Origin of the sequence: Nocardia sp. NBC_01503 (genome assembly GCF_036327755.1) — a bacterium.
In the GTDB taxonomy this organism is placed as follows: domain Bacteria; phylum Actinomycetota; class Actinomycetes; order Mycobacteriales; family Mycobacteriaceae; genus Nocardia.
Map to the genome: position 1 here is coordinate 4,945,505 of NZ_CP109596.1, position 20,738 is coordinate 4,966,242.

18 protein-coding genes are annotated in these 20,738 nt (G+C 65.0%); 9 read left to right on the forward strand and 9 right to left on the reverse strand.

Annotation, left to right across the window (positions count from 1 at the left end; all coding sequences use genetic code 11):
• Window positions 1-100: 100 nt before the first annotated feature.
• The 7 genes from OHB26_RS22210 to OHB26_RS22240 all read right to left on the reverse strand — a co-directional run bounded on the left by OHB26_RS22210 (window position 101) and on the right by OHB26_RS22240 (window position 8,886).
• Window positions 101-931, reverse strand: coding sequence for an ABC transporter permease (locus OHB26_RS22210; protein ID WP_330179194.1), 831 nt, complete (start codon window positions 929-931; stop codon window positions 101-103).
• A 1-nt stretch (window position 932) separates the two neighbouring features.
• Window positions 933-1,835, reverse strand: coding sequence for an ABC transporter permease (locus OHB26_RS22215; protein WP_330179195.1), 903 nt, complete (start codon window positions 1,833-1,835; stop codon window positions 933-935).
• Window positions 1,835-2,920: an ABC transporter ATP-binding protein gene (locus tag OHB26_RS22220; RefSeq protein WP_330179196.1), complete on the reverse strand. Its 1,086-nt coding sequence runs from the start codon at window positions 2,918-2,920 to the stop codon at window positions 1,835-1,837. Before OHB26_RS22220 ends, OHB26_RS22215 begins: the two co-directional genes overlap by 1 nt.
• Window positions 2,921-2,928: 8 nt before the next feature.
• Window positions 2,929-4,146 carry an ABC transporter substrate-binding protein gene (locus tag OHB26_RS22225; RefSeq protein WP_330179197.1) on the reverse strand — a complete coding sequence of 406 codons (1,218 nt, stop codon included), beginning with the start codon at window positions 4,144-4,146 and terminating at the stop codon, window positions 2,929-2,931.
• Window positions 4,147-4,417: 271 nt separating this feature from the next.
• Window positions 4,418-5,905, reverse strand: a complete 1,488-nt coding sequence (locus OHB26_RS22230; RefSeq protein ID WP_330179198.1) for a gamma-aminobutyraldehyde dehydrogenase — start codon at window positions 5,903-5,905, stop codon at window positions 4,418-4,420.
• Window positions 5,906-6,021: 116 nt separating this feature from the next.
• The gene (locus OHB26_RS22235) at window positions 6,022-7,383 is read right to left on the reverse strand and encodes an aspartate aminotransferase family protein (protein WP_330179199.1); all 1,362 of its coding nucleotides are present in this window, start codon (window positions 7,381-7,383) and stop codon (window positions 6,022-6,024) included.
• 12 nt (window positions 7,384-7,395) lie between these two features.
• Entirely contained in the window at window positions 7,396-8,886 is a 1,491-nt protein-coding gene (locus OHB26_RS22240; RefSeq protein WP_330179200.1) for a CoA-acylating methylmalonate-semialdehyde dehydrogenase, read from the reverse strand.
• A gap of 353 nt (window positions 8,887-9,239) precedes the next feature.
• On the opposite strand from OHB26_RS22240, the gene OHB26_RS22245 reads away from it, so the two are divergent.
• The 4 genes from OHB26_RS22245 to OHB26_RS22260 all read left to right on the forward strand — a co-directional run bounded on the left by OHB26_RS22245 (window position 9,240) and on the right by OHB26_RS22260 (window position 13,992).
• The gene (locus OHB26_RS22245; protein ID WP_330179201.1) at window positions 9,240-10,838 is read left to right on the forward strand and encodes a PucR family transcriptional regulator; all 1,599 of its coding nucleotides are present in this window, start codon (window positions 9,240-9,242) and stop codon (window positions 10,836-10,838) included.
• 117 nt (window positions 10,839-10,955) lie between these two features.
• Window positions 10,956-11,285, forward strand: a complete 330-nt coding sequence (locus OHB26_RS22250) for a hypothetical protein (RefSeq protein ID WP_330179202.1) — start codon at window positions 10,956-10,958, stop codon at window positions 11,283-11,285.
• Between the two features lie 154 nt (window positions 11,286-11,439).
• On the forward strand, window positions 11,440-12,984 hold the full coding sequence (locus OHB26_RS22255) for an HNH endonuclease signature motif containing protein (protein WP_330179203.1): 1,545 nt from the start codon (window positions 11,440-11,442) through the stop codon (window positions 12,982-12,984).
• A 432-nt stretch (window positions 12,985-13,416) separates the two neighbouring features.
• Window positions 13,417-13,992, forward strand: coding sequence for a methyltransferase family protein (locus OHB26_RS22260; protein ID WP_330179204.1), 576 nt, complete (start codon window positions 13,417-13,419; stop codon window positions 13,990-13,992).
• Window positions 13,993-13,996: 4 nt separating this feature from the next.
• On the opposite strand, the gene OHB26_RS22265 is transcribed toward OHB26_RS22260, so the two are convergent.
• Window positions 13,997-14,839, reverse strand: coding sequence for an SCO6745 family protein (locus tag OHB26_RS22265; protein WP_330179205.1), 843 nt, complete (start codon window positions 14,837-14,839; stop codon window positions 13,997-13,999).
• 212 nt (window positions 14,840-15,051) lie between these two features.
• Here OHB26_RS22265 and OHB26_RS22270 point away from each other — a divergent pair, with 212 nt between their 5' ends.
• The 5 genes from OHB26_RS22270 to OHB26_RS22290 all read left to right on the forward strand — a co-directional run bounded on the left by OHB26_RS22270 (window position 15,052) and on the right by OHB26_RS22290 (window position 20,218).
• A complete protein-coding gene (locus tag OHB26_RS22270; RefSeq protein ID WP_330179206.1) occupies window positions 15,052-16,566 on the forward strand; it encodes an APC family permease in 1,515 nt (504 codons plus the stop codon).
• A gap of 15 nt (window positions 16,567-16,581) precedes the next feature.
• Entirely contained in the window at window positions 16,582-17,973 is a 1,392-nt protein-coding gene (locus OHB26_RS22275) for a purine-cytosine permease family protein (RefSeq protein WP_330179207.1), read from the forward strand.
• Between the two features lie 5 nt (window positions 17,974-17,978).
• On the forward strand, window positions 17,979-18,428 hold the full coding sequence (locus tag OHB26_RS22280; protein WP_330179208.1) for a nucleoside deaminase: 450 nt from the start codon (window positions 17,979-17,981) through the stop codon (window positions 18,426-18,428).
• Window positions 18,425-19,384 (forward strand): isopenicillin N synthase family dioxygenase, encoded by a 960-nt coding sequence (locus tag OHB26_RS22285; RefSeq protein WP_330179209.1) that lies wholly within the window; start codon window positions 18,425-18,427, stop codon window positions 19,382-19,384. The genes OHB26_RS22280 and OHB26_RS22285 overlap by 4 nt, the downstream gene beginning before the upstream one ends.
• 153 nt (window positions 19,385-19,537) lie before the next feature.
• Entirely contained in the window at window positions 19,538-20,218 is a 681-nt protein-coding gene (locus tag OHB26_RS22290) for an NADPH-dependent F420 reductase (protein WP_330179210.1), read from the forward strand.
• Here the strand turns inward: OHB26_RS22290 and OHB26_RS22295 are convergent.
• Entirely contained in the window at window positions 20,215-20,694 is a 480-nt protein-coding gene (locus OHB26_RS22295; RefSeq protein ID WP_330179211.1) for a nuclear transport factor 2 family protein, read from the reverse strand. The genes OHB26_RS22290 and OHB26_RS22295 overlap by 4 nt on opposite strands.
• Between the last annotated feature and the right edge of the window lie 44 nt (window positions 20,695-20,738).

The following is a 20,738-nucleotide window of genomic DNA, read 5'->3' on the forward strand; positions in this document are numbered from 1 at the left end:
TCCGGCCGTACGGCCCAACTCACTGTTGTGTTGGTTCGGGGGTACGCGAAAGCCGCCAGGCGGTCGTCGATACGACCGGGCCCGGCGGCTTGCGGGAAGCTCAGCTGAAGGACGCGCGATCGTCCGAGCGGCGGCGGTTACGCAGCTGCCCGGCGATGACGAAGACCAGCGAGAGCAGGAAGGTGAGGCTGGCGACCGCGTTCACCTGCGGCGGGATACCACGCAGGTTGATGCCCCAGACATACATGGGGAACGTCTCGGTCGTGCCGGAGGTGAAGTTGGTGACGACGAAATCGTCGAATGACAGCGAGAACGCCAGTAGCGCCGCGGCCATGATGCCGGGCCAGGCGAGCGGCAGGACAACGGACCGGAACGCCTGGAACGGCGTCGCGTAAAGGTCCATCGCTGCCTCCTGGAGCCTCGGGTCCAATCCGGCCAGCCGCGCTTTCACGGTCACCACGACGAACGAGAGGCAGAACATCACGTGTGCGATGAGGATAGCCCAGAAACCGAGTGGGATACCGAATCCGATGAACAGTGTCAGCAGTGAAGAGCCCATAACGATCTCGGGCGTGGCCATCGGCACGAAGATGAGCGCCTGCACCGCGGAGCGACCGGTGAAACGGTAGCGGGCCAGCGCGAATGCGATTCCGGTTCCGAGTGCGGTCGCGATGATCGCGGCGAGTACACCGATGAACAGGCTCATGATGAGCGCGTCTTTCAACCCCGCTGGATCGAACATATGCGTCCAATTGCGCAGCGTGAAATTGAAGTCGTGCAGATCCAGCAAATACGTGGTGTTGCGGCTGCCGGGCTGATTGAACGACAGCAGAATGATCACCGCGATCGGCGCGAGCATGTACGCCAGAATCACCCAGCCGAGTACGAGAACGGCATTGGCCCGAATCCAGGCCCAGAGTCGACGTGCCATCTCACACCACCTCGTCGGTGTCGGTCTTACGCAGGTACAGCATCACCAGCACCAGAATCGCGACCATGAGCACGACCGAGAGCGCGGAGCCGACCGGCAGATCCTTCACCACAAGCAGGCGGGACTGGATGACATTGCCGATCATGGTGGTGCTCGTATTGCCCAGTAGTTGCGAGTTCACATAGTCACCGGTGGCGGGCACGAAGGTGAGCAGGGTGCCCGCGACGATGCCGGGCATGGTGAGCGGCAGGGTAACTCGCAGGAAGCTCCGCACCGGACCGTGTGCGAGATCGGCCGAGGCCTCCAGCAGTCGCGGATCGAGCTTGTCCAGTGAGGTGTACAGCGGTAGCACCGTGAACGGCAGGAAGTTGTAGACGATGCCCGCGATCACCGCGACCGGCGTCGCCAGCAGTCGCCCGTCCGGGCCGAGCAGATGGATCGCCCGCAGCACCGAGACCAGCGGACCGGTATCGGCGAGAATGGCTTTCCAGGCGAAGGTGCGCACCAGGAAACTGGTGAAGAACGGTGCGACCACCAGGATCAGCATGAGGTTCTTCCACCGCCCGCTCTTGAGCGCGATGGCGTATGCCAGTGGATAGCCGATAGCGATGCACAGCACGGTGGCGATCAGCGAATAGGTCAGCGACCGGAAGATCTGCGGCTGATACAGATTCCACGCGTAGCTGAAATTGTCCAGCGAGAACGTCTGCGCGTAACCGGTTTCGATGGACCCGGTGCGGTCGTACATGCTGGCAGCGAGCAGCTGGACCGTCGGCACCGCGAAGAACACCAGCAGGAAGATGATGCCGGGCGCGAGCAGCAGATACGGTGTGAGACCGCGCTTTCCGCGCGGTGCGGCCACGGGGGCCGCGGCGGCCGTGGCGGCGGGCAGGACTGCGGGCATTACGACCGCCCGAGTAGGAACGCGTGCTCGGGATGCCAGTGCACCGCGACCTGGGAACCGGGCGCGATCATATTGCCGGGTCCGGCATTGGGCACCTGCGCGGTGAGCTCCTGACCCCACGGGGCCTTGACCAGGTATTGGGTCGAGACACCCAGGAAAATGGCGTCGGTGACCACACCGGTGACGTGTGCGCGCCCCTCCGGCACCGACTCGGGATCACTTGCGAGAGCGACCTTTTCGGGCCGGATACCGAGCGCGGCCGCACCGGCGGTGATCCGGCAGCGGGTGGCCGGAACCGCGAGCCGATTGCCCTGCGCGTCGATACTGACGGTCGCACCGCTACCGGTGACATCGGCCTCGATGAGATTGGTCTGGCCGAGGAAGTTGGCCACGAAACCGCTGGCCGGGAAGTCGTAGATCTCCTGTGGCGCACCGAATTGCTCGAGTTTGCCGGCGTTCATCACCGCGACGGTATCGGCCATACTCATGGCCTCTTCCTGATCGTGGGTGATGTGCACGAAGGTGATGCCGACCTCGGTCTGCAGCCGCTTGAGCTCGAGCTGCATCTGTCTTCGAAGCTTGAGATCCAGTGCGCCCAAGGGCTCGTCGAGCAGCAGCACCTCGGGATGGTTGACCAGTGCGCGGGCCAATGCCACGCGCTGCTGCTGACCACCGGACAGCTGTGCGGGCTTGCGCCCCGCGAACCCCTCCAGCTGCACCAGTTTCAGCATCTGATGCGCCTGCTGGCGGGCATCGCCCTTATTGATTCCCTTGCGCCGCAAGCCGTACGAGACATTGTCCTCGACGGTCATATGTGGGAAGAGGGCATAGCTCTGGAAAACGGTGTTGATCGGCCGACGGTACGGCCGCAGCGTCGTGATGTCCTTGTCGCCCAACATGATTCGCCCGGCGGTCGGCTCCTCGAGCCCCGCGATCATGCGCAGTGTGGTGGTCTTACCGCAGCCGGAGGCGCCGATAATGGCGAAGAACGAGCCGTCCGGGATGGTCAGGTCGAGATCCTTGACGGCGTGGAAATCGCCGAAGCTCTTGGAAACGCCCTCGATACGCAGGTCTTGATCGGACATGTCGATTATCACGCCCCCGTCAGGGCCTGGAACTTGGACTGATAGTCCTTTTCCTTGGCCTCGGTCAGGGACATGAAGATCTGCAGCGTCTTCTGCATTTCCGGGCTGGGGAAGATCAATTCGTTCTGTGCCAGTTCGGGATTGAACTTGGCCATCTCCTCCTGCGCACCGGCGACCGGGCACACATAGTTGACGAAGGCCGACAGTCGCGCCGCGATGGCCGGGTCGTAGTACCAGTCCAGCAGCGCCATGGCATTGGCGGCATGCGGGGAGGTGACCGGGATCAGCGCCTCGTCGGAGTAGAGCATCGGACCCTCGTCCGGGCTGATGAACTTGATCTTCGGGTCCTGGGCGCTGAGCTGGATGACATCGCCGGACCACGCCATACAGGCCGCGATATCGCCCTTGGCCAGATCCTGTACGTAATCATTGCCGGTGAACTTGCGCACGTGCCCGGACTGAACGGCCTTCTGCAACTTGGCGAGTGCGTTGTCGTAATCGTCATCGGTGAACTTGGCCGCGCTCTTGCCGATCGAATGCAGCATGAGCCCCATGGTGTCCGGCATTTCGGTGAGGCAGACGACCTTGCCCTTGAGATCGGGGCGGGTCAGCAGCTCATCGATGGTGCGCACCTCTTTGGCGACATTGGTGTTCACGCCGATGCCGACGAGACCGGACTGCCACGGTGCCATCTGATTGTTCTGCGGATCGATATCGGCACCGCGCAGCATGGGGTGCAGATTCTTCACGAAGTTCGGCATCTTGGCGACGTCGAGTTTCTGTGTGTACCCCTGGCGGACCACGCGCACCGCGGTGGAGTCCGAGAGCACCATGATGTCGCGAGAGATGCTCTGGCAGTTGGTCAGCTGTGCGCTGACCTTGCCCCAGAACTCGTTGTTGTCATTGACATCGGCGACATAGCTGACCTTGATGCCGGACTTGGCGGTGAATTCCGCCATGGTCGGATGCACTTCGGCATTGTCTGCGGCCTCGTCGAGATAGCCGGGCCAGTTGGAGAAATTGAGGGTTTTCTCCGTGGCCGAATCATCGGTGGGCGGCGTGCAGGCGGGCGCGCCGCCCTTGGAGGACGAACCCTTGGTACCACATGCGGCCAGTGTGCCCGCGGCGGCGATAAGACCTCCGGCGCGCAGCAGACCGCGGCGGGAGGGCCGGGCGGAGAGCATGCTGCGCAGCTCGGGAGGGAGTGAGTCCGGAGACTTGTTCATGAGGGTCGCACCTTCATCGGAACGGGATAAAGAAGTTCGCAGCCCTTGCTGCGGTGTGGAACTGATAGTTCCATAGTCTTGTTACAAATCAAGCGATTCCATTGAAAAATCCACGTTACGCAACGAATTCAGTTGTCCACCATGGTTTCTGATGCGTAGGCACGACTACGAGGGCGGACACCGATGGAGCAGAGTCATCGGTGCCCACCCTCGCGGGCGACGAGCAGGTTGCCGCACTGCTCGTCGGGCTCTATTCGGTTGTCGAAGTGTGTTATTCGGCGCTGAAGATGGTGTCGTGCCACGGCTTGTGCGCGGCGGCGGTGATATCCGACATGACATGTTTGATATTGGTGTACTCGTCGAATGAGTACGTGGACATGTCTTTTCCGAAGCCGGAGGCCTTGTACCCGCCGTGTGGCATTTCGCTGATGATCGGAATGTGGTCGTTGATCCACACGCATCCGGCCTGGATCTCCCGCCCGGCGCGCTGCGTGCGGTACACATTGCGGGACCAGGCCGAGGCGGCCAGTCCGTACACGGTGTCATTGGCGAGTGCGATCGCCTCGTCATCGGAATCGAATGGCAATACCACCAGCACCGGTCCGAAGACCTCGTGCTGGACGATCTCGGAATCCTGTGCGACACCGGTGATCAAAGTCGGTTCGTAATAGGAACCACTCGGCGCGGTGTTCTCGGGAATTCGTCCCCCGCGCACTACTTTCGCGCCGTACTCGCGGGCCCGATCGACCATACCGATCACCCTGTCGCGATGTGCGAGTGAAATCAGCGGTCCCATATCGGTTTCCGGATCATCGACCGGACCCAATGTCACCTGATCCATGAGTTCGGCTACACGCGAGACGAATTCGTCGAACAGCGGCCGTTGCACATAGGCGCGAGTCGCGGCGGTGCAATCCTGGCCGACATTGATCAGCGAGCCCGCGACCGCACCGCGCGCGGCGGCCTCCAGGTCGGCATCGTCGAATACGACGAACGGTGCCTTACCGCCGAGCTCCAAATGCACTCGCTTCACCGAACCCGCCGCGGTCGCGGCGACCTGACGACCGACCACGGTCGAACCGGTGAATGACACCATGGCCACATCGCGATGTTCGACCAGCGCCTGACCCGCGACGGGACCGACTCCGGTGAGCACATTGATCACACCGGCGGGCACGCCCGCCTCGGTCGCGATCTCCGCGAACAGCAGCGAGGTGAGCGGGGTCAGCTCGGAAGGCTTGAGCACAATGGTGTTTCCGGCCGCGATGGCGGGCAGGATCTTCCAGCCCGCCATCTGCAGTGGATAGTTCCACGGCGAGATGGAGCCGATGACGCCGAGCGCCTCGCGGCGAATCGAGGAGGTGTGGTCGGCGGAGTACTCCGCGGCCGCCTTGCCCTCCAGATTGCGTGCCGCACCGGCGAAGAAGGCGACATTGTCGATGGTGCCGGGCACATCGAATTCGGTGGCGAGCCGAATCGGCTTGCCCGCGTTGCGGCTTTCGACCGCGGCCAGCTCATCGGCGCGCTCGCGCAGCAGCTGCGCCCAGCGTTGCATGATGTCCGAACGTTCGCCGGGGGTCATACCCGACCAGATCGGGAAGGCCGCGCGGGCCGCGGCGACCGCGGCCTCCACATCGGCAATGCTCGCGCTCGCACCGGAGGCGATGACCTCGCCGGTGGCGGGCGCGGTGATGGACAGCGGCTCACCCGACCCGGGGCGGCGGACGCCGCCGATGAATTGCAGTTCCTGCGTACTCACTGCTCTCCTAGCTTGTGTCGGTGTTCACCGTAGAGACACCGTATGTGCGCTTTGTTACCGGGGGTTTGCCAGCGGCCTGCGCGGGGCACCGCACAGGCCGCTATAGCGAACAGCTACTACAGGTGCGAATCCGCAACCGTGAGTGCCTGATCCAGCATCGCCAGCCCCTCCTTGGCCTCGGCCTCGGAGACGGTGCACGGCGGGACGACGTGCAGGCGGTTGAAGTTCATGAACAGCAACAGACCCGCGGCCTTGGCGGCGGCGACGGTCTCGGTCATGGCCGGGCTGGTGCCGCCGTAGGGTGCGAGCGGTTCGCGGGTCTCGCGATCGCTCACCAGTTCCAGGGCCCAGAAGACCCCGAGGCCACGGACCTCACCGATGCTCGGATGCCGTTCGGCCAGCTCGCGCAGCGCGGGGCCGAGAATGTTCTCGCCCATATCGGCCGCGTTCTCGACGATGCCCTCATCGGTCATCGCATTGATGGTCGCGACAGCCGCCGCCGTAGCCAGTGGATGCCCGGAGTAGGTGAGACCACCCGGATAGGCGCGATCATCGAACGTGGCCGCGATATGCGGTGCGATGGCCACGCCACCGAGTGGCACGTAACCCGAGTTCACGCCCTTGGCGAAGGTGATCAGATCCGGCACAACATCGAAATGATCTATGGCGAACCACTTTCCGGTGCGTCCGAAGCCCGCCATCACCTCATCGGCGATGAAGACGATGCCGTACTTATCGCAGATCTCCCGCACACCGGCCAGGTACCCCGGCGGGGGAACCATGATTCCGGCGGTACCGGGGACCGATTCGAGCACGATGGCGGCAATGGCGGCCGGACCCTCGAACAGGATGGTCTGCTCGAGATGCTCGAGCGCGCGCTGCGACTCCTCCGCCTCGGTGCTCGCGTGGAACTGCGAACGGTAGAGGAACGGGCCGAAGAAGTGCCCGATTCCGCTGTTGCCGTGGTCATTCGGCCAGCGGCGCGGGTCGCCGGTCAGGTTGATCGCGGTCTCGGTGCCACCGTGGTAGGACCGGTACCGCGAGAGCACCTTGTAGCGCCCGGTGTGCAGGCGCGCCATCCGAACGGCGTGTTCGACGGCGTCCGCGCCACCATTGGTGAAGAAGATCCGATTCAGCTCACCCGGAGTGCGCTCGGCGATCAGCCGGGCGGCTTCGGAGCGCGCGTCGTTCACATGCTGCGGTGCGATGGTGCACAGCTTGGCGGCCTGATCCTGAATGGCCGCAACGACTTTCGGATGCTGATGACCGATATTGGTGTTCACCAGCTGCGAGGAGAAGTCCAGCAGCCGATTGCCGTCGCCGTCCCACACATATGAGCCCTGGGTGGCGGAGACGACCATCGGCTTCAGCTGCGCCTGCGCCGACCACGAGTGGAACACATGCTTACGGTCGAGTTCGTAGGCGCGCGCGGCCTGTTCGCGCGCCTGCTCGGGCGTCAAACCATTGGGAAGAGTCATTGCGGTTCCTCCTCAGCTGTTCTGCGGGAAGCCGAGATTCAGCCCGCCGTGGCTCGGATCGAGCCAGCGCGAGGTGACGGCCTTGGTCCGGGTGAAGAAGTGCACGCCGTCGATGCCGTGCGCATGCGAATCGCCGAAGAGTGAGTTCTTCCAGCCACCGAAACTGTAGTACGCCATGGGAACCGGGATCGGGACGTTGATGCCGACCATGCCGACCTCGACCTCGTTGTGGAAGCGCCGGGCCGCGCCGCCGTCATTGGTGAAGATGGCGGTGCCATTGCCGTACTGGTTCGAATTGATGAGAGCCAGTGCCTCGTCATAGGTTTCGACGCGCACGACCGAGAGCACCGGACCGAAGATCTCATCGGTGTAGACGCTCATATCGGTGGTGACATTGTCGAGAATGGTCGGGCCGAGCCAGAAGCCGTTCTCTGCGCCATCGGCCTCGACGGTGCGGCCATCGAGAACGACGGTGGCTCCGGCGGCCGCACCGGCGGCCACGTACGAGGCGACCCTATCGCGGTGCGCCTCGGTGACCAGCGGGCCCATATCCGCGCCCGTGGTGCCGTCACCGGTGCGAATGGTCTTGGTGCGCTCGGCAATCCGAGCGACCAGAGCATCGGCGATCGGACCGACCGCGACCAGCGCGCTGATGGCCATGCACCGCTCACCGGCGGAGCCGAAGCCCGCGTTCACCGCGGCGTCCGCGGCCAGATCCAGATCGGCATCCGGCAGCACCACCATATGGTTCTTCGCGCCGCCCAGGGCCTGTACGCGCTTACCGTGCGCGGTGCCGCGCTCGTACACGTACTTGGCGATCGGGGTGGAGCCGACGAACGAAACCGCCTTGATGGCAGGGTTTTCCAGCAGTTCGTCCACGGCGACCTTGTCACCCTGTACGACATTGAAGACGCCCGCGGGCAGGCCGGCCTCTTCCCAGAGCGCCGCGATCCACAGCGCCGCCGACGGATCCTTCTCGGAGGGCTTGAGCACCACGGTATTTCCGGCGGCGATGGCGACCGGGAAGAACCACATGGGCACCATGGCCGGGAAGTTGAACGGCGAGATGATCGCCACCGGGCCGAGCGGCTGGCGGATGGAGAAGATATCCACCTTGGTGGAGGCGTTCTCGGTGTACCCGCCCTTGAGCAGATGCGGAATGCCACAGGCGAATTCGACGACCTCCAGGCCGCGGGTGACCTCACCCAGGGCGTCCGAGAGCACCTTGCCGTGCTCGGAGGTGATGATGGCGGCCATCTCCTGCTTGCGCTCATTGAGCAGCTCGCGGAAGCGGAAGAGCACCTGGGTGCGCTTGGCGAGGGAGGCGTCGCGCCAGGCCGGGAAGGCGGCCACGGCGGCGTCGACGACCGTGCGCACGTCGGCGATATTGGCGAGTGCGACCTGTCCGGTCACCGCACCGGTCGCCGGGTTGGTCACGGGCGCGGTGGCCTCGCTGGTTCCGGCAAACGGCTTGCCGTCGAGCCAGTGTGCGATGGTCTGCATATCTCCTCGATTCATGGAAGTTCTCGGGTTACCGCGGTGGCGATGTCTCGCCCTGTATTCGTAGCCGCCCGCCCTATCTGCATTGCCGGATTCATCTCGGCATATGGAGATGGGCCCGACCCCCGTCACCGGCATGACGGGAGGCGGGCCGCGGAGGCGGGCGTGGGCGGAACCGTTGCCCACGGCTACCGGAGATCGCGGCGGCGGATGCGCGGATCCGGGTGCCGCTACTGCCGGTGTCGGACAGTCGTGGGGCGGGACTGCGGTGGCCCGAGTCCTACTCTGCACCATCCTGACGTTGCCGCACCCCGACACTTTGTACGCTCTCGAGGGTCTCGTATTACGATTCGTCGGTGCTCCTCTCCGTAGCTGATGTCCTGGCGATTCCAGTGGTGCGCGCCGGGCAGCCGGAACTCGTCGGCGGTGGGTCCCTGGACCGGCCGGTGCGGTGGGTGCACGTCAGCGAACTGTCGGATGTCGCGAAACTACTGGTCGGTCGTGAATTGATCCTCACCACCGGGCAGGCGCTCTCCAATGACGATGCCGCCACCGTCGAATATCTGGAATCCCTTGCCGCGGCCGGTGTCTCCGGCCTGGTCGTCGAACTCGGCACCTATGTGAAGGAGCTGTCGCCGATCGTGGCGCGGACCGCCGACCGGCTGAACCTGCCGGTGGTCGCCCTCGCACAGGTGGTGCGCTTCGTCGAGGTCACCGAGGCGGTGCACCGCGTCATCGTGGCGGATCAATACGCGGAGCTGGAGTTCGCGCGTACCGTGCACGAGACCTTCACCGCGCTGAGCGTGCGCCGCGCCGCACTCGCCGAGATCGTCAAGACCGCCGCCGGAATGCTCGACGCCTCCGTCGTATTGGAGGATCTGACCCACCGCGTGCTCGCCTCCACGGCCCGGCACACCGCCACCTCGACACTGCTCGAACACTGGGAAACCACCTCACGGCTGCTGCCCGATCACGATGCGAATGTGGTTCCCGTCGGCCCGCACACCCAGCGCTGGGGCCGACTCATCCTGCGCTCCAGCCGCGTTCCCAATGCCCGCGCGCGCATGGTTCTGGAGCGCGCCGCGCAAACCCTGACCCTGCACCGCATGGTGGAGCGCGACCGCTTCGGCCTGCATCGACAGGCGCAGACCGGCTTCATCGACGATATGATCACCGGCCGCCTCACCGATGAACGCGATGCGGTAGCGCTCGCCGCGACCCTCGGCTTGGCCCGGCGTTCGCGCTACATCCCGCTCGCCATCGATGTCGCGGCACCGGTCGAATCCGATCCGGTGGCCCAACAGCGCCGCACCGCCGCGATTCTCGACGCCGCCACGCACGGCGTCGGCCTGGCCCGCGTCACCGCCCTGGCCGCGCCGGACCACGGCAATCGCGTCAATATGATCCTCGCGCTCTCCCGCACCGGAGACCTCGACGGCACCCTCACCGTGGTCTGCAATGGCATGCTCGGCGAAATCCGCCGCGTCTCCGGGGTGGAGCGCGCGGTGGTCGGCGTCGGCGCGGAATCGGACTCCCTGCTGGACACCGCCCGCGAACTGGCGCAGGCCGCGCACGTCGCGGAAGTGGCGCTGGCCCTGAGCTCTTCATCGCCCCGCCCCTACTATCGCAGCGGCGATGTCCGCCTTCGCGGCCTGCTGTCCCTGATCCGCGACGAGCCCGGCGTCCAGCGCTTCGCCGAAACCGAACTGAGCGCACTACTGCGACATGACATCCGCCAGGCCACCGACCTGACCCGCACCCTCCGCCACTTCCTCGACCTCGCGGGCAATAAGACCGAGCTCGCCAAGCGCCTCAACATCTCCCGTCCCACCCTCTACGACCGGCTCTCCCGCATCGAGCGCATCCTCGATGTGGACCTGGACGACGGCGAGACCCGAACCTCCCTGCACACCGCCCTGCTGATCCGCGACCTGACCATCACCGGCACCTCGTAGCGCCCTGCGCTCGGGCGTATGCCGTGCCCGGGGGCGCTATGTCCGCGCCATATCGATCGGCGAACGCGCACCCGGCCACGGGTGGTGGTAACCGGTCGAAAGGGTTACCGTCGGGGGATGGCAATCGAGAATGCCGCAGCGCCTTGGGTTCCGGACGCATGCACCCTGCCCACCGTCGAACAGCCGACCCGCGTCGCGGAGTTCGACCAACTCTTCGCCACGGCGGTGGGCGCGATCACGCGACCAACCTCCACCAGTCTCGAGTTGACTCTGCCCGCCGAGGCCGAGGCGGCCGCGCGGGATCTGGCCGCCCGCGAATCCCAATGCTGCGCGTTCTTCACCTTCGACTTCGAAACCGGTACTGCCGGAACGACTATGCGAATCGGAGTCCCCGCCGGGCAGGTCGCAATCCTGGACGCTCTCGCGGCCCGCGCCCCCGCTGAATAACGTCACCCGCAGCGGTCGGCGACGTCGAAATCGCCGACCTCGCGCCATATTCGATCGGCTGGGCTGGCGTGTCAGCTGCGTGTCTAAGTGAAAACTTGCAGTTCAGACGGCTTTTCGCGTTCCTTTCGGCGATCTTCATTGATAGAATTAGCACATGAGTTCGAGTGGGGGAGATGCGAGTGTAGACGGGGTCGGGGACTCCGCTCCGCCGTTGCGCGTCGACTGCTGTACCGAACTCTCCGATGCGGTCATCGGGTTGTTGGAGGGTTCGTTCCTGAACCTCACCGATGATGAGGTCATCGAGGCACTGCGCGAAGTGGAAACCTGCGCAAGGCAATTGGTGGTGGTGTCGCGCCGGTTGACCATCGAAGCGGCCGAGCGGAAGTTGCCGAAGACCACCGGTGCGGATACCGTGCGGCGATTTCTGATCGAGACGCTGCGGTTGTCTTCCGCTGACGCTGGGGCGCGTGCGAAGGCCGCGGAGGAACTCGGTACCTGGCACGACCTGCAAGGCGAACCGAAGCCGGTCACCCTGGCGCTCGCCGCGGCCGCACAGGCGGAGGGCGATATCTCGCCTGATCATGTGCGGGCGATCGAGAAGGCGATGGATCGCCTGCCCGACAGGTGTTCTGCCACCGACCGTGAGGCCGCGCAGGACCAGTTGGTCACCTACGCGCGCACCGGTTGGCCGGACGATGTGGTCAAGGTCGGCAATCGCATTCTGGCGCATCTGGATCCCGATGGGACATTGATCGAGGAGAAGGATCAGCAGCGCATGCGCGGGATTGTGCTGGGGCGTCAGCGCGCGGATGGAATGCGCGGTATCAAGGGTGAGCTGACCCCGGAGTTCTGCGCACTGCTGGAACCGGTGCTGGCCAAGTTCGCGCGCCCCGGTATGTGCAATCCGGATGACGCGGAAAGTCCCACCGCCGCAAATACTTCCATCGATCCTGACCAGTTGCGTATGGCCGCCGGGCGGGACCTGCGCTCCGCCGCCCAGCGCACCCATGACGCGTTGCTGACCCTGCTGCAACCCGGCGTCACCCCCGACGGCTTGGGCACGCATCGAGGGCTGCCGGTCGCCACGATTTTGACCATGACGATCAATCAGGTCGAGGAGGCCGCCGGGGTGGCGACCACCGCGACGGGCGGCACCGTGCCCTTGACGACGGCGCTGCGATTGGCCGAGCGCTCGCGCCCCTATTTGGCGGTGTTCGACCACGCGGGCATGCCGCTACATCTCGGGCGCGATAAACGCCTGGCGACCTTGGCGCAACGGTTGGCGTTGATCGCCTCGATTCGAGGATGCTCACGCCCGGGTTGTGATGCGCCCGCGAGTCTTTCGGCGGTGCACCATGTCACCGAATGGTCCAAGGATGGGCCGACGGATGTGAGTAATGAGACGCTGGCGTGCGATCACTGCCATGGCCTGGTGCATGACGGGCCCGGCGGTTGGAAAACCATTGTCCTGGGTCAGGATTCGGCGTACCCCGGGCGGACGGGTTGGATCGCGCCCCGGCATATCGACCCCACTCGGACCGCTCGGGTCAATCACCGGCATCATCCGGGGGAGTTGCTCGCGCAGACCGTTGCCAGGATCACCGTACGTAAGGAACGTGAAGCTGCCGAGTATCGGAAACGGTTGCGGCGGCACGTAACTCACGATCGTGAGCCTGCCGGGCTGACACCTGCGGAGTGATGCTCTGCGGACTGGGGCCGCACCAACGGCTTTCGCGGTCGCGGACCGGCGCCTTCCCCTGTCCAAGTACATGCACATTGGTGGAAACCCCGAGTGGGATACCTTCGGCAGTGGTGAGAGGGCTGGAACGGGAGTTTCCGCCATATCCTCCCCACCTCGAAACGCAACCACAGCCGGTCGACCGAGCTGGAACGTGCGGTGTATTCCCAAGTCCGGAAGCTCAAACCGGGTACGGCTCCCACCCCGGCCACAGTGCCTGATCTTCTCTGCCATCCAGGGGGTGCGGCAACCGTCTCGACTCGACCAAGACATGGGTCGGCCACCTCATCTCCCGTACGAAACCAGGGCAAACCTGGGTGACTATCCCGATGCCACCACCCCCGAGAACTGCTTCCCTGTTAAGGCCGAACGCCGACAAAGGGGGCAACCACCGTGAACACAGCCGCAGCCATCACCAGCTGGATCTGGTTGGCCCTGGAGGTCGCACTGCAAGTACGCGATCGAGTCCGCGGAACCGGCTCAACCGCACTGGACCAGCGCACTCGACTGATGATCTTCCTACTGATGTTCCCGACAATCTTCATCGCCAGCGTCATCAGCGGAGCGCTGCCCGACGACAGCCCCCTGCGATTCCCCGGCCCCCTCGGCCTCTGGGAGACAGTCGGAGTCGCCGTGATGTGGCTCGGTTTGGCGCTGCGCGTCTGGGCAATCACGGTGCTGGGCAGTTCATTTCGCACCACGGTCGAGGTGCACTCGGGCCAGACCGTGGTCGATCGCGGGCCGTATCACTGGGTACGGCACCCGTCCTACAGCGGCATTCTGCTGATCACCCTCGGATACGGCCTGGCCGCCGACAATTGGCTCTCCCTGCTCATGGTCACCCTGATCCCCACCTACGGCCTGATCCGCCGAATCAAGGTTGAGGAGAAGGTTCTGGTACAGGCGATGGGCCACAGCTATCTCGACTACAGCGCCAACACCAAGCGGCTTGTCCCCGGCGTGTGGTGATCGGTCAAGCCGGGTCCGCGCCCATCGGGTTGGGGTAGGGGACAGCGCCGCTGCCGGCCACGGCTTTCGCGATCGGCGTGAGCGCGCTCAGGGCGTCGGTGATCCCGGGGACATTCGTGTAGGCGGTCATGGCGAGGGCATCGGTGCGGGATTCGATGTGCGCGCGCAGTTCGCGGCCTTCGTCGGTCGGTGCGCCGTCGGCGAGCAGGCCCCGGGATTCGAGGCGGTGTCGGGCTGCGGCCCAATCGGATTCGGTCCAGCCGCGGTTGGCCTGCCACATGGCAGGGGAGGAGCCGGTGAGCGCGGAGAAGAGTACATGCGCCTCACAGCCGTCGATGCCCTCGGCGAGCAGACAGGCGATATGGCCGTCGCCACGGTGCTCGCGCAGGGTGGTCGCCGCCTGCCACAGCGCCTCCACCGGATCGGTGAGTGTGGGCAGGTCGCGGTTGGCGGCGAAGAGCGGCCGACCCGGCGCGGGTGCGGCGTCGATCGCGGCTTGCAGCTCGGGAAGCGCTGCGGCGGTAGCTGTTTCGATATCCGGTGTGATCGTGCGCAGCACCGAGGCGGCGGCGGTACGGCGAGCCTCCAGGACGGCCTCCGGGCTGGCGAAGGTCCAGGCGTCCGGGAGTGCGCGCCGAATCATCGACGGATGGAAGTTGTAGAAGGTGGCCTCGACGAGGTTCGGTCCGGCCGGGCCGAAGGGTGCGGAGCGAGTGCCGAAGTAGCCCATCCAAAAGCCGCGCAGGCCAACGGCTTTGTGTGCGGCGACGCAGTCGGGGCTGAAGTAGGTCACCGCATGCAGGGGTTCGAGTACTCGCCATATGGCGCGGGCGAAGCCAGAGTCCATATCGGCACAGTACCGCCTGAGTTCAGCGGACTGAAGCCAGATTCGGCCCCGACGTTCTGTAAATCCGATGCGTCGCAATCACATCGAATGTAAGAAAAGTGGCCTGGGTCACGCTTTTGGTTTCTGCTGGTAACTCTGTTTCATATCCAGGCAACACATTCGTCCGCACAATCCTCACAGGCCGCAGGACTGGCCAGGATGAGGAGCTCTACATGGAACCGAGTGCGACGAACGTGCTTTCGGGGGGAACCGAAACATCTGAATCGGGTGTTTCCCGACTGAAACCGAATGTCATCGGTCTGCTGGGCGTGGTGTTCATGGCGATCGCCACCGCCGCACCGATCACCGCGATGACCGGCAATGTCCCGTTCATGATGTCCTCGGGCAGTGGAATAGGAACGCCCGCGGCGTTTCTCCTAGCCATGGTCGTGCTCGGCATCTTCTCGGTCGGCTTCACGACCATGTCCAAGCACATCACCGCCACCGGCGCGTTCTACGGCTTCATCTCTTTCGGCCTGGGCCGCACCGTCGGTTTGGCGGCGGGGCTGCTCGCGGCCTTCGCGTACATGGTGTTCGAGCCGTCGCTGATCGGCATCTTCTCCTACTTCGCGCACAACACCGTCTCCGATCAGATCGGCGTGGATGTGCCCTGGTGGGTTTTCGCGGTAATCATGTTGGCGATCAATGCCGTCGGTACCTGGTTCGGTGTCGCGGTCGCCGAGCGCCTGCTGGTGGTGCTGCTCGCCACCGAGGTCACGGTGCTCAGCATCATGGCGGTCTCGGTGCTGTTCCACGGTGGCGGTCCGGAGGGGATCTCGCTCGCGCCGATCAACCCGATCAATGCCTTCCACGGCGCGTCCGCCGGACTCGGCCTGTTCTTCGCCTTCTGGTCCTGGGTCGGCTTCGAGTCCACGGCCATGTACGGCGAGGAATCCAAGGATCCCAAGCGAATCATCCCGCGCGCCACCATGATCGCGGTGCTCGGTGTCGGCGCGTTCTACGTCTTCGTCTCCTGGATGGCCATCTCCGGCAGCGGCCAGGACAAGGCGATGGAGCTCGCCGGTTCGGACAATCCGATGAATGTGTTCTTCGGGCCGACCGAAACCTACGTCGGGCACTGGGCGGTCAGCGCCATGCAGTGGCTGATGATCACCGGATCGCTCGCCTGCGGCATGGCATTCCACAACTGCGCGGCCCGCTACCTGTACGCCCTCGGGCGTGAGGGTGCGATTCCCGGGCTCGAGAACACCATCGGGCGCACGCATCCCGAACACGGCTCACCGCATATCGCGGGTCTGGTGCAGACCGTGGTCGCCGCCGTACTGGTGCTGGCCTTCGGTCTCGCGGGCAAGGATCCTTACGCGGGTCTCTACACCCTGCTCGCGGTGCTGGGCACCATGGCGATCCTGATCGTGCAGGCCGTCTGCTCGTTCGCGGTGATGGCGTATTTCCGCAATAACCATCCCGAGACCCGGCACTGGTTCAAGACCTTCCTGGCTCCGCTCATCGGCGGTGTCGCCATGCTCGGCGTGGTGGTGTTGCTGGTGGTCAATATGGGCACCGCCGCGGGCTCCGAAGCGGGATCGTTGGTACTGAAAGCGACCCCGTACCTGGTGGGGCTGGTCATCCTCGCGGGCCTCGGCTACGCGACATATCTCAAGCGCAGGGAGCCGGCCAGGTACGCGCTGCTGGGCCGCGCCGTGCTCGAAGAGACTCATGAGCGGTAGAGATAGGACACGACAGTGGCACTGACCGATGAGCCCCAGGCCGCCTACGGCGACCGCGTCATAGCCGTCGAACCCGGCGGTGACGACTACATCCCCGATGACGCACGGCACGGAGCACCACGAAAGCTGTTCTGGACGTGGATGTCTCCGAATATGGAGTTCGCGACGATCTTCGTCGGCGTGCTCGCGGTGACCGTGTACGGGATGAATTTCTGGCAGGCGAGCCTGGGACTCGCGGTCGGTGTCGGCCTCGGCGCCGTCGCGCACTATCTGCTGTCGGCGCGCGGGCCACTGCATGGCGTGCCGCAAATGGTGCTGGGCCGCTTGGGATTCGGCTATAGGGGCAATGCGCTGCCCGCCGGATTCATGGCCATCATGTGCGGTGTGGGCTGGTTCGCCACCAATAGCGTGAGCGGAGCCTTCGCCCTCAACTCGCTGACCGGCATGCCGAAACTGCTCTCGCTCATCGTGATCGTGCTGGCGCAGACCGCTTTCGCGTTCTTCGGCCACAATCTGGTGCACGCGTTCGAGCGAATCGCCTTCCCGCTCTTGGCGATCGTATTCGCGATCGGCACCGTGGTGATCTTCGGTAAGGCCGATCTCGGTGCGGCGGCACCGGCCGGGGGAGTGGGTGGCATCGGCGGCTTCCTGCTGACCGTCGGCACCGCCTTCGGCTACGCGGCGGGCTGGAATCCCTACGCGGCGGACTACTCCCGGTATCTGCCATCGTCGGTGTCCAAGTCGGCGACCGGGTTGTATGCCTCGGCGGGATTGTTCATCTCCTGTGTCTGGCTGACCGTGGTCGGTGCCGCGTCGGCGACCGTCGCGACCACCGTCGAGGGCAGTCCCACCGATGTCTTCACCGCGAATCTTCCTACGGCACTGGCGAAACTGACCCTGCTGGCCATCGCCGTCGGTGCGGTCGCCGCCAATGCGTTGAATGTGTATTCGGGCGCAATGGCTTTCGTGACCATGGGCTTCGAACTGCCGGTGCGCACCCAGCGCGCGCTCGTCTCGGCGCTCTTCGGTCTGGTCGGCTTCCTGGTCGCCTGGTGGGCATTGCCCGACGCGGCCGCCAGCTATGAGGCGTTCCTGCTGATCGTCGCCTACTGGATCGGGCCGTGGTTGGGCATTGTCTTCGCCGACGAATATCTGCGGCGCGGTCAGCGCATCGACCATCTGCTCTATGACCGCTCCTATACCAATTGGGGTGGGGTGGCGGCCTTCCTGATCGGCCTGATCGCCTCGGTGCTGCTCTTCTCCAATCAGGCGAAATTCGTCGGCTATATCGCGCGGCAGGTCCCCGAACTGGGCGATATCACCTTCTTCGTCGGCTTCCTGATCTCCGGCGCGGGCTATCTGATCCTCAACCGGTCCCGGATTTCCCGGCAGGCGGTGGCAGCATGATCACCATGGTCAATGCAAAGGATCTGCTGGTCACCGCGGTGGAAGAGGCGCGGCTCGGGCTCAGCGAGGGCGGTATTCCGATCGGTGCGGCCCTGTTCGACTCCGCCGGAAACCTGCTCGGGCGCGGGCATAATCGCCGCGTACAGGCCGGAGACCCGAGTCTGCACGCCGAGACCGACGCCTTCCGCAATGCCGGTCGCCGTCGCGATTATCGCGACACCATCATGGTCACCACGCTTTCACCGTGCTGGTATTGCAGCGGTCTGGTGCGCCAATTCGGTATCGGCGCGGTCATTGTCGGTGAGGCGAAGACCTTCAACGGCGGCCACGAATGGCTTGCCGAGCAAGGGGTTTCGATCACGGTGCTGGACGATCCCGGCTGTGTCGACATGATGGAGCGGTTCATCGCCGCCCGCCCGGAGCTCTGGAACGAGGACATCGGAGTGGCCGAGTGAACGCCATCGCGACCGTCGACCTGGACCGCTGGCGTGCGGGCGGCGCGGACGCCGCGCAGGTGCTGCGCGAGGTCGACGCGGGCATGCAGCGCGCCGGATTCCTGCTGGTGCGCGGACACGGTGTGCCGCAAGGACTTCCGGCCGACCTCCGGGCGGCGGCCCGCCGCTTCTTCGCCCTGCCCGCCGAGGTGAAGCAGCGCTACGCCACCGCGGTCGGCGGGCGCGGCTGGATCGGTCCGGGTATGGAGGCCAATGGCTATGCCGAGGGCACCGCGACGCCACCCGATCTCAAGGAGACCTTCGCCATCGGCGCGGACACCCGCACCGGGGACGCGCGGGTGGATGACGTCTGGTTTCTCGAGAATGTCTGGCCCGACGAGGTGATCGAACTGCGCGAGCTGTTCACCACCTACACCGCTGCCATGCGCGTGCTCTCGGATGAGCTGCTGGCCCTGTTCGCCGCCGCACTCGACCTGCCGCACAACCCTTTTCAAGGTTTGGCGAGCCTGCCGACCTGGACCTGCAATATCAACTGGTATCCGCCGCTGACCCACGTCGGCGCACCCGAACCCGGACAATTCCGCATCGGCCCGCACACCGACTTCGGCACCGTCACCGTGCTCGATCGTGAGCCCGGCGCGGGCGGGCTGCAGGTGTACACCGAAGCAGGCGGCTGGGCGGACGCGCCTTACGATCCGACGGCTCTCACCGTGAATATCGGTGACCTGCTGGCACATTGGAGCGGTCAGCGCTGGCCCGCCGGACGACATCGCGTCCTCCCGCCGCAGGCCGCCGCACCCGATGAGGACCTGGTGTCCCTCATCTACTTCTACGAACTCGATCACGATGCGCGGGTGACACCCCTCGAACCGCCGATCGGCCGGACCGGCGGCCTGCGACCGGTGGTGTCCGCCGAGTTCCTGCGAACTCGACTCGACGCCATCACCCTCGGCTGAGACCACCTGGCGGGTTCCCGTGGCCGTCGGAACAACGGCGGCCGCGGGAACGAACTCGGGATTGCGCCGTGCGAGCCTTCGGGGACCGGGCGATCGAGCTGGGGGTCATGTCCCTCGGGAACATCTGCGCCGTGGTCGCGGTTGGCACGACTTATGACAACTCTGGGACTTATCGGGAGCGGCAATATCGGCGGTACGCTGGCACGACTTGCCGTGGCCGCGGGAATCGACGTGGTGCTGAGTAACTCCCGGGGGCCGGAATCACTGGCCGAGTTGGTCGGGGAGCTGGGGGAGCGGGCCAGGGCCGGGACCGCCGAGGAGGCCGCGGCGGCCGGTGACATCGTCGTGGTGACGGTGCCGCTCAAGGCGTATCGCGATGTACCGGCCGAACCGTTGGTCGGCAAGGTCGTCATCGACACCAATAATTACTACCCCGAACGCGATGGTGAGTTCCCGGATCTGGAGGCGGGTACCGCCACCAGTAGTGAACTGCTGCAACGGCATCTGCCGCGGTCACGAGTTGTGAAGGCGTTCAACAACATCTACTTCAAGCATCTCGCGGTGCTGAGTCGCCCGGCAGGCGCCCCGGATCGCTCGGCGCTGCCGATCGCGGGCGATGATTCCGAGGCGAAAGCGGCTGCGGCACAACTGATCAGCGCGTTGGGCTTCGATACCGTCGATATCGGCGGTGCGAGCGACAGCTGGCGGACCCAGCCCGGTACCCCGGTCTACGGTCCGCCTTACGCGGTGTCGGAGCCGTTCTGGGAGAGCGAGGCCAAGCCCGGTGACGCCGAGACGGTGCGCAAGGCGGTCGAGGCCGCCGAGCGGGGCTAACCCGCGGTGCTGGGAGCCCAGGCGTTGGCGGTGATTTCGAAGCCGGGCAGCGCTTCGGGGGCCATCTTGGCCTCGAAGATGCGCTTGTAGCCGGTGCTCGCGATCCGCCATACGCCGTCTTCCAGGCGGTAGGTGTCGTTGTAGTAGGCGGCGCCGCGAATCAGGAAGTTATAGTCCGGCGCTATCACCGTATCCTCCAGCAGCCAAGAGCCGGAGGCGGTTTCGCCATCCACCTGGATCTCCGGGTGGGTGGCCACGTGCACGGTGATGATATTGCCGCTCAGGGCATTGCGCATGTAGTCGGCAACGGCATCCCGACCGGTGAATTCCAGCGGCTGACCGCCCGACGGGGAGCCGTACGAGGCGACGATGTCCTTGCTGAGGGTATCGGCGAACTCGTCCCACAGTTTGAGATCAAGGGTGCGTAGGTAGCGGTGCTTGAGCGCTCGGATCTGCTCCATTGCAATCGAATCCATGATGAATTTGAACACAGGTGCCGCCGTCCCGCGATGGGAAATCC

Excerpts from the sequence above, each read along its gene's own strand:
- OHB26_RS22220 (WP_330179196.1), bottom strand. The coding sequence starts at position 2,920 with ATGTCCGATCAAGACCTGCGTATCGAGGGCGTTTCCAAGAGCTTCGGC.
- OHB26_RS22210 (WP_330179194.1), bottom strand. The coding sequence starts at position 931 with ATGGCACGTCGACTCTGGGCCTGGATTCGGGCCAATGCCGTTCTCGTA.
- OHB26_RS22270 (WP_330179206.1), top strand. The coding sequence starts at position 15,052 with ATGGAACCGAGTGCGACGAACGTGCTTTCGGGGGGAACCGAAACATCT.
- OHB26_RS22255 (WP_330179203.1), top strand. The coding sequence starts at position 11,440 with ATGAGTTCGAGTGGGGGAGATGCGAGTGTAGACGGGGTCGGGGACTCC.
- OHB26_RS22225 (WP_330179197.1), bottom strand. The coding sequence starts at position 4,146 with ATGAACAAGTCTCCGGACTCACTCCCTCCCGAGCTGCGCAGCATGCTC.
- OHB26_RS22290 (WP_330179210.1), top strand. The coding sequence starts at position 19,538 with ATGACAACTCTGGGACTTATCGGGAGCGGCAATATCGGCGGTACGCTG.
- OHB26_RS22235 (WP_330179199.1), bottom strand. The coding sequence starts at position 7,383 with ATGACTCTTCCCAATGGTTTGACGCCCGAGCAGGCGCGCGAACAGGCC.
- OHB26_RS22265 (WP_330179205.1), bottom strand. The coding sequence starts at position 14,839 with ATGGACTCTGGCTTCGCCCGCGCCATATGGCGAGTACTCGAACCCCTG.
- OHB26_RS22295 (WP_330179211.1), bottom strand. The coding sequence starts at position 20,694 with ATGGATTCGATTGCAATGGAGCAGATCCGAGCGCTCAAGCACCGCTAC.
- OHB26_RS22240 (WP_330179200.1), bottom strand. The coding sequence starts at position 8,886 with ATGCAGACCATCGCACACTGGCTCGACGGCAAGCCGTTTGCCGGAACC.
- OHB26_RS22280 (WP_330179208.1), top strand. The coding sequence starts at position 17,979 with ATGGTCAATGCAAAGGATCTGCTGGTCACCGCGGTGGAAGAGGCGCGG.
- OHB26_RS22250 (WP_330179202.1), top strand. The coding sequence starts at position 10,956 with ATGGCAATCGAGAATGCCGCAGCGCCTTGGGTTCCGGACGCATGCACC.
- OHB26_RS22215 (WP_330179195.1), bottom strand. The coding sequence starts at position 1,835 with ATGCCCGCAGTCCTGCCCGCCGCCACGGCCGCCGCGGCCCCCGTGGCC.